Annotated in this window: 13 protein-coding genes and 1 pseudogene; 5 read left to right on the top strand and 9 right to left on the bottom strand. The window is 73.0% G+C overall.

Features of this window, described 5'->3' with window-relative positions:
* The first annotated feature begins 43 nt into the window (after positions 1-43).
* Positions 44-781, top strand: coding sequence for a DUF4191 domain-containing protein (locus XF36_RS08740; RefSeq protein WP_060711598.1), 738 nt, complete (start codon positions 44-46; stop codon positions 779-781).
* A 77-nt stretch (positions 782-858) separates the two neighbouring features.
* On the opposite strand, the gene XF36_RS08735 is transcribed toward XF36_RS08740, so the two are convergent.
* Positions 859-1,329 (bottom strand): RDD family protein, encoded by a 471-nt coding sequence (locus XF36_RS08735; protein WP_060711597.1) that lies wholly within the window; start codon positions 1,327-1,329, stop codon positions 859-861.
* A gap of 184 nt (positions 1,330-1,513) precedes the next feature.
* Between XF36_RS08735 and glnA the strand changes: the two genes are divergently transcribed.
* Positions 1,514-2,935: a type I glutamate--ammonia ligase gene (glnA, locus tag XF36_RS08730; RefSeq protein WP_060711596.1), complete on the top strand. Its 1,422-nt coding sequence runs from the start codon at positions 1,514-1,516 to the stop codon at positions 2,933-2,935.
* A 117-nt stretch (positions 2,936-3,052) separates the two neighbouring features.
* Here the strand turns inward: glnA and XF36_RS34965 are convergent, their stop codons facing one another.
* From XF36_RS34965 to XF36_RS08695, 7 genes are all read right to left on the bottom strand, one after another.
* Complete coding sequence (locus XF36_RS34965) at positions 3,053-4,000, bottom strand: cold-shock protein (protein ID WP_060711595.1); 948 nt, start codon at positions 3,998-4,000, stop codon at positions 3,053-3,055.
* Positions 4,001-4,212: 212 nt separating this feature from the next.
* Entirely contained in the window at positions 4,213-4,392 is a 180-nt protein-coding gene (locus XF36_RS08720; RefSeq protein ID WP_145981307.1) for a hypothetical protein, read from the bottom strand.
* A 719-nt stretch (positions 4,393-5,111) separates the two neighbouring features.
* Entirely contained in the window at positions 5,112-5,378 is a 267-nt protein-coding gene (locus XF36_RS08715) for a GlsB/YeaQ/YmgE family stress response membrane protein (protein WP_060711593.1), read from the bottom strand.
* Between the two features lie 714 nt (positions 5,379-6,092).
* Positions 6,093-6,527: a GlcG/HbpS family heme-binding protein gene (locus XF36_RS08710; RefSeq protein WP_060711592.1), complete on the bottom strand. Its 435-nt coding sequence runs from the start codon at positions 6,525-6,527 to the stop codon at positions 6,093-6,095.
* Between the two features lie 68 nt (positions 6,528-6,595).
* Positions 6,596-7,018, bottom strand: coding sequence for a nitroreductase/quinone reductase family protein (locus tag XF36_RS08705; protein ID WP_060711591.1), 423 nt, complete (start codon positions 7,016-7,018; stop codon positions 6,596-6,598).
* 12 nt (positions 7,019-7,030) lie between these two features.
* Positions 7,031-7,744 carry a M50 family metallopeptidase gene (locus tag XF36_RS08700; protein WP_238589188.1) on the bottom strand — a complete coding sequence of 238 codons (714 nt, stop codon included), beginning with the start codon at positions 7,742-7,744 and terminating at the stop codon, positions 7,031-7,033.
* A 26-nt stretch (positions 7,745-7,770) separates the two neighbouring features.
* Positions 7,771-8,604 carry a TIGR03619 family F420-dependent LLM class oxidoreductase gene (locus XF36_RS08695; RefSeq protein WP_238589187.1) on the bottom strand — a complete coding sequence of 278 codons (834 nt, stop codon included), beginning with the start codon at positions 8,602-8,604 and terminating at the stop codon, positions 7,771-7,773.
* A gap of 98 nt (positions 8,605-8,702) precedes the next feature.
* Here XF36_RS08695 and XF36_RS08690 point away from each other — a divergent pair, with 98 nt between their 5' ends.
* A complete protein-coding gene (locus tag XF36_RS08690) occupies positions 8,703-9,668 on the top strand; it encodes a MerR family transcriptional regulator (protein ID WP_060711589.1) in 966 nt (321 codons plus the stop codon).
* Here XF36_RS08690 and XF36_RS08685 read toward each other — a convergent pair.
* On the bottom strand, positions 9,647-12,682 hold the full coding sequence (locus XF36_RS08685; protein WP_060711588.1) for a bifunctional [glutamine synthetase] adenylyltransferase/[glutamine synthetase]-adenylyl-L-tyrosine phosphorylase: 3,036 nt from the start codon (positions 12,680-12,682) through the stop codon (positions 9,647-9,649). The genes XF36_RS08690 and XF36_RS08685 overlap by 22 nt on opposite strands.
* Here XF36_RS08685 and XF36_RS33880 point away from each other — a divergent pair.
* A complete protein-coding gene (locus XF36_RS33880) occupies positions 12,681-13,196 on the top strand; it encodes an FAD-dependent monooxygenase (RefSeq protein WP_349675546.1) in 516 nt (171 codons plus the stop codon). The two genes, XF36_RS08685 and XF36_RS33880, sit on opposite strands and share 2 nt — an antisense overlap.
* Positions 13,082-13,901: pseudogene (locus tag XF36_RS35525) on the top strand (FAD-dependent monooxygenase). The gene XF36_RS33880 and the pseudogene XF36_RS35525 overlap by 115 nt, the downstream one beginning before the upstream one ends.
* Positions 13,902-13,907 lie beyond the last annotated feature (6 nt).

Here is a 13,907-nt window from a genome sequence, read left to right as displayed (position 1 = left end):
CCTGCTCGCACCGTCGATCACCGGTCGGACGTAGGCTGGTCACATGCCCGGCAAGCCCCGTAAGCCCTCGCCCGACGAGAAGAAGGCGCTCAAGGCCCAGAAGAAGGCCGCGTCGAAGCAACGCCGCCAGCAGATCTGGCAGGCGTTCCAGATGCAGCGCAAGGAGGACTCCAAGCTCCTCCCGATCATGATCGGCGTGTTCGTCGGGTCGATCGTTGTCGTCACGCTCATCGGGTGGCTGCTGGGCATGGTCTGGTTCTTCGTGCCCTTCGGCATCCTGATCGGCGCGCTGGCGGCGTTCAGCATCTTCGGCCGCCGCGTCCAGCGCTCGATCTACGTGAAGGCCGACGGGCAACCGGGCGCGGCGGGCTGGGCGCTGGACAACATGCGCGGGCAGTGGCGGATCACCCAGGGCGTCGCGGGCACCACCCACCTCGACGCGGTGCACCGGGTCATCGGGCGGCCCGGGATCATCTTCGTCGCCGAAGGGGCCCCGCACCGGGTGAAGACCCTGCTCGCGCAGGAGAAGAAGCGCACCGCGCGGGTCGCCGGCACCACCCCGATCTACGACGTGATCGTGGGCAACGAGGAGGGTCAGGTCCCGCTCAAGGGGCTGCAGCGCCACCTCATGAAGCTGCCCCGCAACATCTCCGCCGCCGAGATGGACTCCCTGGAGGGCAAGCTCAACGCCCTCGGCAGCCGCGCCGCGGCGATGCCCAAGGGGCCGATGCCCCAGGGCGCGAAGATGCGCAGCATCCAGCGCACCGTCCGCCGCCGCTGACCCTCCCGCTGCTGACCCGGCCGCCGGTCGCATCGCCGGCCGGGCCGCTCCGGGCCCGGCCGCGCGGCCCGGCGGGCTCAGCCCCGCAGCACCCGCACGACGACCGTCCGGCTGGCGCGGTCGTGCCAGCCGCGACCGTCGGCGTCGCGCAGGAACGGCGGCAGCACCACCGCGATCATCGCGGTGCGCAGCAGCGCTCGCGGCACGCCGACGTGGGTCGCCATGTCGGTGCGCGCGACGCGCATGCCCAGTGCGAGGTGCCCCGGCGCGGTCCCGAGCACCGACACGGTCAGCGCGGTGATCACGAACCAGGTCCCGAGGACCCACCAGCCGAACTCCGAGGAGCCGAGCGCGTCGACCCCGGCGACCAGCAGCACCAGCAGGTAGGCCAGGAACCAGTCGAGGACGACGCCGGCGATCCGGCGGCCGAACCCGGCGACCGAGTAGTGGCCGGTCGCGGGCAGCCCGAAGCGCTCTCCGGGGTGTCCGGCAGGGGCGGAACCTCCTGCGGATGAACCGGGGAGCCAGGACTCGATCCAACGGGCCATGCTCTCTAGCGTAGGCGGCGTAACCGCAGCACCGAGCGGGACCGGACCGGACACCGATGACGAACGTGATCGATCTCGCGGTCGGGTCAGTTAACGTCGGTGAAACAGATGAGTGACGGGTGAGCAACACGTCGCTCCTACCGTCACCCACGATCTCCACCAGCGAACGAAGGAGCCCGAGAGAGTGTTCAGCAACGCCGAAGAGGTACTCAAGTACATCTCGGACGAGAAGGTCGAGTACGTCGACATCAGGTTCTGCGACCTGCCCGGCGTCATGCAGCACCTCACCGTCCCCGCCAAGACGGCCGGCGACCTCCTGGAGAACGGCGCCGCCTTCGACGGCTCCTCCGTCCGCGGTTTCCAGGCGATCAACGAGTCCGACATGGCGCTGTTCCCGGACACCACCACCGCGCGCGTCGACCCGTTCCGCAAGCACAAGACGCTGAACATCAACTTCTTCGTCCACGACCCGATCACCGGTGAGCCGTACTCCCGGGACCCGCGGAACGTGGCCCGCAAGGCGCAGGAGTACCTGGCCGCGTCCGGCATCGCCGACACCGCCTACATGGCGCCCGAGGCGGAGTTCTACGTCTTCGACTCGATCCGGTTCGGCACCGACCCGCACCAGGCCTACCACCACATCGACTCCGCGGAGGGCTGGTGGAACACCGGCCGCGAGGAGGTCGGGGGCAACCTGGGCTACAAGGTCAACTACAAGGGCGGCTACTTCCCCGTCCCGCCGGTCGATCACTACGCCGACCTGCGCGCCGACATCGTGACCGCCATGCAGGCGTCGGGATTCGAGGTGGAGCGCGAGCACCACGAGGTCGGCACCGCCGGCCAGGCGGAGATCAACTACAAGTTCGACACGCTGCTCAGCGCCGCCGACGACGTCATGCTCTTCAAGTACCTGGTGAAGAACGTGGCCTGGCAGAACGGCAAGACCGCGACCTTCATGCCGAAGCCGCTGTTCGGCGACAACGGCTCGGGCATGCACGTCCACCAGTCGCTCTGGAAGGACGGCCAGCCGCTCTTCCACGACGAGTCCGGGTACGGCGGCCTGTCCGACACCGCCCGCTACTACATCGGTGGCCTGCTGCACCACGCACCGTCGCTGCTGGCGTTCACCAACCCGACGGTGAACTCCTACCACCGCCTGGTCCCGGGCTTCGAGGCTCCGGTCAACCTGGTCTACTCCGCGCGCAACCGCTCGGCCTGCATCCGGATCCCGCTCTCCGGTGACAGCCCGAAGGCCAAGCGCATCGAGTTCCGTTGCCCCGACTCGTCCGGCAACCCGTACCTCGCCTTCTCGGCGATGCTCATGGCCGGGCTCGACGGCATCAAGAACAAGATCGAGCCGCCGGCCCCGGTCGACAAGGACCTCTACGAGCTGCCGCCCGAGGAGGCCAAGGACATCGCGCAGGTCCCGTCCTCGCTGGGTGCGGTCATCGACAAGCTCGAGGCCGACCACGACTACCTGCTCGAGGGCGGCGTGTTCACCCCGGACCTGATCGAGACCTGGATCTCCTACAAGCGGGAGAACGAGATCGACCCGCTGCGGCTGCGCCCGCACCCGTACGAGTTCGCCCTGTACTACGACGTGTGATCCACACCTGACCCACGTCACACCGAGGCCCGGCCCCCGCGAGGGAGCCGGGCCTCGGCGCATCCTGCCCGGTGTGCGACCGGTGGGCGGGCCGCCTCGTCGGAGGTGTTCGAGACGTCAGAGACGTTCGACGCGGTCGGCCTGCGGGCCCCGGTCGCTCTGGCGCACCGCGTACCGGACCCGGTCGCCCTTCTGCAGCGCCTCGGCGTCCCGGATCACGGACACGTGGACGAACAGGTCGTCCCCGCCGGCGTCCGGGGAGATGAACCCGAAGCCGCGGTCCTCGTCGTAGCGCACGACGACGCCCTCGCCGCCCCGTGCCGGGACGTCCCGCGACGCCGGTCCGGCGGCGGGAGCGGGCCGGCGCGGCGTCGAGGGCTCGCCGCTGCGGACCAGGTGCACGTCACGGGCCTGGGGGCCCTTCTCCGCCTGGGCCACCTCGAAGGCGATGCGGTCGCCCTCCGCGAGCCACGTCAGTCCCTCGGCCAGTGCCCTGGCGTGGACGAAGACGTCCTCGTCGCCGGAGTCGGGGGTGACGAAGCCGAAGCCCTTGCCCTCGTCGTACCAGGTCACCGTTCCGTCGGCTCCGTCGTCGCCGTCCGCCTCGCCGTTCGCGGCGGGCAGGCCCGCCCCCTCCCCCAGCGGGATCACGTGCCCGGCCTGCGGGCCGCGCTCGCCCTCGACGATCAGGAAGGCCACGCGCTGGCCCTCGGCGACCACACCGCCGGTCACGATGGTGGAGCTGTGCACGAAGATGTCGGCGCCGCCGCCGTCCGGCGTCGCGAAGCCGTAGCCCTTGGCCGGCTCGTACCAGCTGACGGTGCCGAGCAGGCCCACGGCGCTGCCGGCTGCCGCGTCGGCGGTGACCCGGACGCGCAGCGCCTGCGGGCCGCGGTCGTTCTCGCCGAGCTCGAACTCCACGGCCTGGCCCTCGCGGAGCACGGGTGCGCCGCCGCCCCCGACGATCTCCGAGGCGTGCACGAACACGTCCGGTGAACCGTCCTCGGGGGCGAGGAAGCCGAAACCCCGTTCGGCGTCGAACCAGCGGACGGTCCCGTGCGGCATGAAGAACTCCAGATCGGAAGGTCGGATACCGCCCCAGTCTCCCCGACGGCCCTCGCGGTGCGACGGGCCGGGCCCACGACGGCCGGGGCGAGCCGGCCGCCGACACCCGGCACCGAGAGGCCGCGGGAGATATCGGGCAGCACGCTCATCAACGCGAGCGCGACCGCACAGAGCAAGCGGGGGACCACCGAGGACCGGTCGACGAATGCCCCTCAGCTGTTCCTCTCCGACCCTCGACTGAACAGCAGGACGTCGAACGAACCGGTCCGCGGCTCAGGTCGACCCAGAGGATCCGGCAATGGATGCGCGGCCCGTTCAAGTGCCGACATCAGCGTGGCAAGTTCCTGCGAGGACTCCTCGGCCAGCAGATTCTCGACGTAGTCGATCACCACCAACAATCCGGAGGCCGGGCGCCCCACTCGATCCCCGAGGACGGCCCCAGGTGACCATCGTCGATTTCCAGCAGCTCCCTGAGGCACTCGTCGAGCGCGTCGTAGTTCTGGCCCTAGTAGCCCGGCAGCTCGAGAGCGTCCCCCAGACTGCGGAGCGCATCCTTGTACGTGCGACACCGTTGCCCCTGGACCAGGACCCGGTCAATGAGCCTTTTTCAACCTGCCGTTCCGGCAGCTCAGGGGCCTGGTTGTGTGGGTGCAGACGCCGAGCTAGCGAGCCGGTGACCTGTGCAGCTGTGGTCAGAGCAGTTGCGCTGCAACCTTCGCGATCTCCTGACGCAGAAGCTCGCTGGTCAGGTTGAAAAAGGCTCAATTCCCTCCGTCGCGCCACCCGCGCCACAGCAGAGTCGATCACCCGGTTGTACGTCGACCGGCGCAACCAGTCGCCGTCCGCCGCATCCTTCGTCGAGAGCTCCATTCCTGCGACACGCGAGATCTCAGAGTGAACATCGAGCCAGAACTCCGACGTGGTCGACAACGCTTCTCCCCCGACACAGCAAGCACAGAGAACTGGAGGACGTTCTCACCATGACAGCACGGCACGTCCTCCTCGATGGACCGGACCGCTACCCGCCTCGCTCGCAGGATCGGGCCCGCACATACGTCGGAGCCCGCCCGAAGAGTTCCGGGCGGGCTCCGACGAGGGTGTTACGCGCGTGTCAGGCGCGGACCTTGCGGCCCACGATCACGCGGTAGATCGCCAGCAGGATCAGCGCACCCACGATGGCGAGCAGCCAGGTGGAGATGTTGAAGAACCCGCCGAGACCGACGCCGAACACGGCGCTGCCGATCCAGCCGCCGAGCAGCGCTCCGACGACACCCAGGATCAGGGTGACGATGATTCCGCCCGGGTCCTTGCCCGGCATGATGGCCTTGGCGATGGCGCCCGCAACCAGCCCCAGCACGATCCACGCGATGATGCCCATGTCTGTCTCCCTCGCTTACGGTCCGTTCGTGACGAACCGAATCTGACCGGTCGGCATCGAGTGACCCGTGGGGGTCGTGGCGAAACGTCCCGGTGGTCACCGTTCGGATGCGATCAGGCGACGACAGGACGTCGGCCCGCTCCGAACGGCACCGTGGAGACGCCCGGTGCCGCCGGTGTACACCCGTCGCCACCACGCAGTTCCCGATGTCGTGTAGGACGTCGACGACGCTAACGACCGCCGGTCACGGGAACATCGCGGAACACCCCTGACCCACCATCAGGTGCCGGAGTTCCCACGGTCGGGGTCCTCCCCGATGCGCACGCGTCACGCGACCGGCACGACCGAGCCGGCGACACCCGCTCGTGGTCAGGGCCGCTCGGAGCATCCCAAACGCGGAATCGGTGCAGCGATCCTCTCACCGACCGCGTCCGCGGACTCGTTGACAGGAGCGGAACTCGGATGCTTAACTCAGACCTACCGTGTTCCAGATCACACGGAGTGCGGGTCACACCGGCCCACCCGCTCCGTTCGATGACATCGACCGGGTGTCAAGGAACGGCACCGGCCACGCACGCACCGCAGCCTCGCTCCGCGCCCTCCGGGGCGACCACGCACGTGCACGATTCTTCCTCGGCGGCAGGATCGTGTCCCCTCCGTGCCCCCGGGCTGACCTCGTCGCCCGGGGGCGCGGCACGTTCCGGGATGGTGGGACTACTCGGCGCCGGTGACCGCGACCAGACCGGCGGCCTCGATCCCCGCGACAGCCGCCGCCTCGTCGTTCAGCGAGGCGTCACCGGTCACGCCGACGGCACCCAGCAGCGTGCCGTCGGCGTCCTTGACGAAGACCCCACCCGGCACGGAGAGGATCTTGCCGCCGGCGAGGTTCGCCACCGAGGTGAAGAACTCCGGGGAGTCCGCGGCGCGCGCGGCGATCGCGCGGTTGGTCATGCCGAGGGCGAGCACCCCGCTGGCCTTGCCGACGGCGAGGTCGGGACGCAGGAATCCCGAGCCGTCCTGGCGGGCCAGCACGACGATCGCGCCGCCCGGGTCGAGCACGGCGACCGTGAGCGGGTTGAAGCCCTGCTCGGTGCCGTGGGCCAGGGCAGCGGCGGTGATGGTCTGGGCCTGCTCGAGGGAGATGGTCATGCCGGGAACCCTGCCATCACCCCCGCGGGCACGCCCACTCCGGCCCCACGCACCGGTCGGGGCGGCGGTCAGCGCCGGGTGAGGCCGACCAGCGGGATCCTGCGGTCGGTCCGGCGCTCGTAGTCGGCGAAGCCGCCGTTGTTCTCCTTGATCCACGTCCAGACGCGGTCGCGGTCGGCGTCGTCGAGCTCGGCCGCGTGCACCTGGACGGCCTCGACCCCGCCGTGACCGTCGGCGATCTCTGCGGTCACGTCGGGGTGGGCGAGCAGGTTGTGGAACCACGCGGGGTGCTTCGGTGCGCCCGCCGCGGAGGCGACGACGACCCAGCGGTCGCCGTCGGCGAACCAGCGCAGCGGCGCGATGCGCTCGGTACCGCTCTTCGCGCCGATGTGGTGGAGCAGGATCATCGGGAGCCCGGTGAACGGCTCGCCGACCCGGCCGTCGTTCTCGCGGAACTCGCGGATCACCCTGGTGTTGAAGTCCTCTGCCATGGCCCCATGCTGTCAGGCCGGCGCCCCGCCGGGGGCGAACACGACCCAGCACGCGGCGAGCGTGGCGGCGACCGCGAGGAGGACGAACAGTGCCGCCCATGTTCCGCCGCCGAGCGGGGTGAGCTCGGCGAGGCGGTCGGCGTCGGAGTGCCGCAGCCTGCCCCCGCGACGACCCCGGCGCAGCTCCAGGCAGGCCTTCACCCCGCCGAACAGCAGGAACCAGGTCAGTGCGGCGGCGAACCCGGTACGCAGGTCGGCCGGGGCGCGGAGCGCGACGAGCACGAGCACCGCCCCGGTGGCGACGACGGCCAGCCCGCCGTAGAGGTTGCGGATCTGCAGCAGCGTCGCCGCGAGCAGCACCACGGCGATCCACAGCATCGCCTGCGCGGCGTCGGCAGCGACCAGCACCGCGCCGCCGAGGCCGAGCAGCGGCGGGAAGACGTACCCGGCGAAGAACATCGCGACCACGCCCGGCCCACGCCCCGCGCCGGTGGAGTGCGTGACCCCGGAGGAGTCGGCGTGCAGCCGGATCCCGGCCAGGCCGCGCCCGACCAGCACCGCGACGAGCGCGTGCCCGCCCTCGTGGGCGATCGTGACCGCGGTCCGCGTCAGCCGCCAGGTCGGCCGCCACGCGACGACCACCAGCGCCAGCAGCGCGGCCAGCAGCGACGCCGGCCGGGCCGCGACGAGCTCGTACCCGCGGGTGATCACGTCCAGGTCTGCCACGGCCCCAGTGAACCAGCGGGGTCCGGTCAGACCGCGCCGAGGATCTCCTCGACCGCCGCCAGCGCCGAGTCGGTGTCGTCGGCCAGGTACATGAGGTCGACGAAGGCGTGGTCGACGTCGGTGTCGGTGCCGACCCGGCGCACCAGCGCGGCCGCGTCGGCGGCGGTCTCCCCCGGCTTCGGGTTCACCCGCAGCACCGCGCCGACCGCGTCGGCGGGGCGGCCCGCCGCGGCCGCCGCGGCGCGCAGGTCCGCCCAGGGCGCGGAGACCGCGGCGTCGAGGTCGGTGACGTCGGAGGTGACGACCGGCAGGAACCCGTCGGCCCGTTCGGCGATCCGCCGCCGCGCCCGGGGGCTGAACCCGGCGAGGTAGACCGGCACGTGCTGCGGCCTGGCGTGCACGTGCGACGGTGCGACGCTCGCGAAGCGGCCGGTGAACTCCACCGGGTCGTCGTGCCACCAGGCGTCGAACAGGTCGAGGGTCTCGTCGAGCCGGGCGCCGCGCTCGCGCATCGGGACACCCACGGCGTCGTACTCCTCGGGTGACCAGCCGGTGCCAAGACCCAGCAGCAGCCGGCCGCCGGACAGGTTGTCGATCGTCGCCGCCTGCCGGGCCAGCAGCGCCGCCGGGTACCAGGGTGCGTTGAGCGTGCTGGTACCGAGCTGGACCCGCGCGGTGACCGCGGCCGCAGCGGTCAGCAGCGCCAGCGGGTCGTGCGCGGCGGTGAACTGCTCGGGCACGCTGCCCGGGCCGCCGGGCCCGCCGCCGTAACCGACCGTCGGGTCGACGGCCACCAGCAGCCGGTCGCCGGCCCACAGGCTCGCCGCGCCGCGCTCCTCGGCGCCCGCGGCGAACCGCATGGTCCCGTCCACGTGGGCAGCGGCCGCACCGAACTGCGGGATCCCGAAACCGATTCGCACTTGACCTCCAGTCGCTGGAACCCCCGAGGCTGTACCCCGTGACCGCACCACGTACCGATGACCATCTTGTCACGCTGACGATCGGGCAGCTCGCCCGGCGCAGCGAGGTTCCCGTGCGCACGCTCCGCTTCTGGTCCGACGAGGGACTCGTCCCCGCCGACCGCAACGGCGCGGGCCACCGGGTCTACGGACCGGCCGCGGTCGCACGGCTCGACCTCGTGCGCACCCTGCGCGAGCTCGGGCTGGGCCTGGACGACGTGCGCGCCGTGCTGTCCCGCCGACGGGGGGTCGGCGAGATCGCGGCGGCACACGTCCGGGCCCTGGACGACCGGATCCGGGAGCTGCGGGCGCAACGCGCGGTGTGCACGTTGCTGGCCCGCACCGGAGACGGCGACACCCCACCCGACGAACGGAGCGTGACGCTGATGAACGACCTCGCCCGGCTGTCCGCGGCCCAGCGGCAGCACCTGATCGACGACTTCGTGAACGAGGCCTTCGCCGGCATCGACGCCGACGCGCCCGGCGCGGGCATCGCCACCGCGATGCGGTCGATGCCGGCCGAGCTGCCCGACGACCCGACCCCCGAGCAGGTCGGGGCCTGGGTGGAGCTGGCCGAGCTGGTCGGCGACCCGGGCTTCCGGGCCCGCTGCCGGGAGATGGCCGTCGCCGGCGCCACCGTCTCCGAGCACCGCGAGCGGCAGGCCGACCCGGCCGCGGTGGCCGAACACGCCGGCGGCGCGCTCGCCGCGGAGGTCGACCCGGCCTCACCCGCGGCGGCCGCGGCACTGGAGCGGATCCCCGGCGTCGCCGGGCTCTCGGTGGCCGACCGGGCCGCCTGGGCGGACACGGTCGACCTGTTCGCCGACCGCCGCGTCGAGCGCTACTGGACGCTGCTCGGTGTCCTCAACGGGTGGCCGGCCCGGGAGCCGACGATCCCCGCGTTCGAGTGGTTCGCCGCCGCCCTGCGCGCCGCACCGGTCGGTCAGTCCTCGGACCAGCCGTAGAACACCCGCTCGACGACCGCGCGGGCGCGCCGGGTGACGCGCTTGTAGTCGTCGAGGAACTCCCCCGGGTCGCCGCCGGCGGGGTACCCGAGCGCGACGGCGACGGCGGCCAGCTCCCGCCCCGAACGCGGGAGCTGGTCGCCGGGCTTGCCCTTCACCAGCATGATCGCGTTGCGGGCCGCGGTGGCGGTGCGCCAGCCCTCCTCCAGCTCGGCGGCGTCCTCGGCGCCGATCAGACCGGCCTCCGCCGCCTCGTGCAGCCCCTCCAGCGTCGAGGGGGTGCGCAGCTCGGGGACGTCGCCCGCGTACTGGAGCTGCAGCAGCTGCACCGTCCACTCGACGTCGGCGAGCCCGCCCAGGCCCAGCTTCGTGTGGGTGGAGCGGTCCGCGCCACGGGGCAGCCGCTCGGCGTCGACCCTGGCCTTGATCCGCCGGATCTCCGACACCGACGCCGCCGACAGCCCGTCCGCCGGGTAACGGATCGGGTCGACCAGCGCGGTGAACTCGCGGCCCAGCGTCCGGTCCCCCGCGATCGGCCGGGCCCGCAGCAGCGCCTGGGCCTCCCACACCTCGCCCCAGCGGGCGTAGTACTCGCGGTAGGAGGCCAGGGTGCGCACCATCGGCCCGGAACGGCCCTCCGGACGCAGGTCCGCGTCGACCGGCAGCGCGGGGTCCGGGCTCGGCGAGCCCAGCAGCCGTCGCACCCGTTCGACGACGCGGGTCGCCCACCGCACCGCGGTGTGGTCGTCGACCCCCTCGGCCGGCGCGCAGACGAACATGACGTCGGCGTCGCTGCCGTAGCTCGACTCCCCACCGCCGAGACGGCCCATCCCGATCACCGCCAGGGCGGCCGGGCGCTCGGTCTCGGCGCGGAGCACCGCGTCCAGGGTCGCGGCCAGCACCGCCTCGTTCACCGAGTTCAGCGCCGTGCAGACGGCGTCGACCGGCAGCAGGCCGAGCAGGTCGGCGCAGGCGACCCGCAGCATCTCGTGCCGGCGGTAGGACCGCGCCGACGCCACCGCGATCTCCGGTGTGCTCTGCCGGGCCACGGTGGTGCGCAGCGCCATCGACACCTCGGCCGGGTCCCGGGTCAGCTCCGGGCTCTGCACCCCGGAGGAGGTGGCGAGCATCCGCAGCACCTCCGGAGCGCGGGCCAGCAGGTCCGGGACCAGCGCCGAGGTGCCGAGCAGGGTCATCAGGCGCTGCGCGACCGCGCCCTCGTCGCGCAGCAGCCGCAGGTACCAGGGGGTGTCGGCGAGTGCCTCGGACACCCGCCGGTAGGCGAGCAGGCCGCGGTCGGGGTCGGGGCTGGTCGAGAGCGAGTCCAGCAGCACCGGCAGCAGGGCGCGCTGGATCGACGCGGCCCGCGACACCCCGCCGGTGAGCGCCCGCAGGTGCCCCAGCGCCCCCTCCGGCGACGCCCAGCCCAGCGCCTTCATCCGTGCCTTCGCCGCCTCAGGGGTCAGCACGGCGTCGGCGCCGTCGGCGGCCAGCCGGGACACCGCCGACAGCAGCGGCCGGTAGAACAGCTTCTCGTGCAGCCGGGTCACCCGGCGGGCGTTGCGCTGCCACTCGTCGACCAGCACCCCGACGACGTCGCGGCGCCCGTCCGGGCGGATCCGTGCGGCCCTGGCGAGCCAGCGCAGGCCGTCGGTGTCGTCGATGGCCGGGAGCAGGTGGGTGCGACGCAGCTTCTGCAGCTGCAGCCGGTGCTCCAGCAGGCGCAGGAACCGGTAGGACGCGGCGAGGTTGGCGCCGTCGTCGCGGCCGACGTAGCCGCGCTCGGACAGGGCGGCCAGCGCGACCAGGGTGTTGCCCGAGTGCAGGGTGTCGTCGGTCCGGCCGTGCACCAGCTGCAGCAGCTGGACGGCGAACTCGACGTCGCGCAGCCCGCCGCGGCCGAGCTTCAGCTCGCGTTCGCGCTGATCGGAGGGGATGTTCTCGATGACCCGGGCACGCATGGCCTGTACCTCGCCGACGAAGTCGTCGCGGGTGCACGCCTGCCACACCATCGGGTCGAGGGCCTCGACGTAGGAGCGGCCCAGCTCGGGGTCCCCGGCGATCGGACGGGCCTTGAGCAGCGCCTGGAACTCCCAGGTCTTGGCCCACCGCCGGTAGTAGGACACGTGCCCGTCCAGGGTCCGCACCAGCGCACCCTGACGGCCCTCGGGGCGCAGGTTCGCGTCGACCTCGAAGCAGGCCTCCCCCGCGATGCGCATGACCCGCGACGCGAGCTTCGTCGCGGCCGGGGTGAGGTCCCCGCCGGGCTCGGCGACGAACACGACGTCGACGTCGGAGACGTAGTTGAGCTCCCTGCCGCCGCACTTGCCCATGCCGATGATCGCGAGCCGCAGCTCGTCCGACGGGTCCTGCTCGGCCGCGGCCACCGCCAGAGACGCCGCCAGCGCAGCCTCGGCGAGGTCGGCGAGCTGGGCCGCGACGTCGTCGACCTCCATCACCGGCAGCTCCGGGGCCCCGACGGCGGCCAGGTCGGCCGAGGCGAGGCCGAGCAGCTCGTCGCGGTAGGCCGTACGCAGCGCGGCGACGGCCTCGGCCCCGGTCAGCGACGCCCGCGCTCCCCCGACCGTCCCCGGCGTCGGCGCATCCGGGTCGGCGCCGACCGCGCGCAGCAGGTTCGCGGTGCGCCGGGCCAGGTCCGGCGGCGGGTCCCCGCGCTCGGCGGTGTCGGCCAGCAGCGGCCAGCGGTCCGGGTGGCGTACGAGGTGGTCGCCCAGCGCCGTCGACGATCCCAGGGTCGCGAACAGCCGCCCGCGCAGCCCCCGGTCGGTGCGCAGCGCCCGGTCGATCGCGGGCCACGGCGCGGTCTGCGCCAGCCGCTCGACCGCGCGCAGCGCGAGGGACTGGTCGGGGCTGCGGGCCAGCGCCCACATGATCTCCTCGCAGCCGGGCACCGGTCCGTCGGTCGCCCACCAGCCCAGACCACGCAGGGTCGTGGCCGCGTCCTCACCGGTGAGGCCGAGCCGGGCGAGCGAGGTCCCCGTGCGACGGTCCATGACCGGTGATCCTGCCCCATCGCGGGCGGCCCTTCCCTCAGGGGCGCTCAGCGGTCAGGCTCGGGGAATGCACGTCCTGATCGTCGGTGGGGGTATCGGAGGACTGACCACGGCCCTCGCGCTGGAGCGGGCCGGGATCGGGTCCACGGTCCTCGAGCAGGGCTCCGGTGCGGGCGAGCTCGGTGTCGGGTTCAACCTGCTGCCGCACGCCGTGCGGGTCCTCGACGGGCTCGGCCTGTCCGCGGAGCCGGCCGAGGTCGGGTCGCGACCACCGACCTCACCTACGCCCACCGGCTCGGCCGGCCGATCCTGCGCAGGCCCTGCGGGGTGGCGGCCGGGTTCGCGTTCCCGCAGGTCGCCGGGCACCGCGGCCGGGTGCACCGGATGCTCGCCGACGCCGTGCGCGCACGGCTGGGGCCCGACGCGATCCGTACCCGGCACCGGGTCGACGGCGTCGAGCGGTCCGCGGACGGCGTCCGGGGCCGGTTCACCGACGACGCGCTGCCCACCGTGACCGGCGACGTGCTGGTCGGCGCGGACGGCATCCACTCCGCGGTGCGCGCGGGCCAGTTCCCCGACGAGGGACCGCCGCACTGGAACGGGGTGTCGATGTGGCGCGGCGCGACCGACTGGCCGGCGTTCCGCGGCGGCCGCTCGATGGTCGTCGCAGGCGGGAACGCGGCGAAGCTGGTGGTCTACCCGGTCGGCGCCGGCAGCGCCCCGGGGACGGTCCTCACGAACTGGGCGGTGTGCATCGCGACCGGGGCCGACGGCGACCCCGCCCCCCAGCGTCAGGACTGGTCACGGCCCGCCGACCGCGACGAGACCCTCGCCCACGCCCGCCGCTTCCACCTCGACGCCGTCGACCACCTCGCGCTGGTCGCACGGCCGGGTCACGCTGCTCGGCGACGCCGCGCACCCGATGGTCCCGATGGGCTCCGACGGCGCCGGGCAGGCGATCCTCGACGCCGAGTCCCTCGCCCGGCACCTGGCCGCGGGCGTCGACCCGGTGGCGGCGCTGGCCGCCTACGAGGCCGAGCGGCTGCCGATGACCGCCGACGTCGTGCTCCGCAACCGGGCGGGTGGCCCGGAGCGGGTCATCGACGAGGTCGAGCGCCGCGCGCCCGACGGCTTCGACGACCTCGACGCGGTGATCACGACCGGGGAGCTGGAGGAGACCTTCGCCGGCTGCCACCGGGCGTCGGGCAACACCCGCTGACTAGTT

Origin of the sequence: Pseudonocardia sp. HH130629-09 (genome assembly GCF_001294645.1) — a bacterium.
Classification (GTDB): domain Bacteria; phylum Actinomycetota; class Actinomycetes; order Mycobacteriales; family Pseudonocardiaceae; genus Pseudonocardia.
The sequence above is the reverse complement of the archived record's forward strand: the minus strand, read 5'-3'. Positions and strand labels throughout refer to the sequence as shown.

What these genes read in the sequence shown, in the direction of transcription:
- XF36_RS08715 (WP_060711593.1), bottom strand. Translation starts at nt 5,378, where the DNA reads ATGGGCATCATCGCGTGGATCGTGCTGGGGCTGGTTGCGGGCGCCATC.
- XF36_RS08710 (WP_060711592.1), bottom strand. Translation starts at nt 6,527, where the DNA reads ATGACCATCTCCCTCGAGCAGGCCCAGACCATCACCGCCGCTGCCCTG.
- XF36_RS34965 (WP_060711595.1), bottom strand. Translation starts at nt 4,000, where the DNA reads ATGCCGCACGGGACCGTCCGCTGGTTCGACGCCGAACGGGGTTTCGGC.
- XF36_RS33880 (WP_349675546.1), top strand. Translation starts at nt 12,681, where the DNA reads ATGACCGGTGATCCTGCCCCATCGCGGGCGGCCCTTCCCTCAGGGGCG.
- XF36_RS08695 (WP_238589187.1), bottom strand. Translation starts at nt 8,604, where the DNA reads ATGCGGTTCGCCGCGGGCGCCGAGGAGCGCGGCGCGGCGAGCCTGTGG.
- XF36_RS08735 (WP_060711597.1), bottom strand. Translation starts at nt 1,329, where the DNA reads ATGGCCCGTTGGATCGAGTCCTGGCTCCCCGGTTCATCCGCAGGAGGT.
- XF36_RS08685 (WP_060711588.1), bottom strand. Translation starts at nt 12,682, where the DNA reads ATGGACCGTCGCACGGGGACCTCGCTCGCCCGGCTCGGCCTCACCGGT.
- XF36_RS08740 (WP_060711598.1), top strand. Translation starts at nt 44, where the DNA reads ATGCCCGGCAAGCCCCGTAAGCCCTCGCCCGACGAGAAGAAGGCGCTC.
- XF36_RS08705 (WP_060711591.1), bottom strand. Translation starts at nt 7,018, where the DNA reads ATGGCAGAGGACTTCAACACCAGGGTGATCCGCGAGTTCCGCGAGAAC.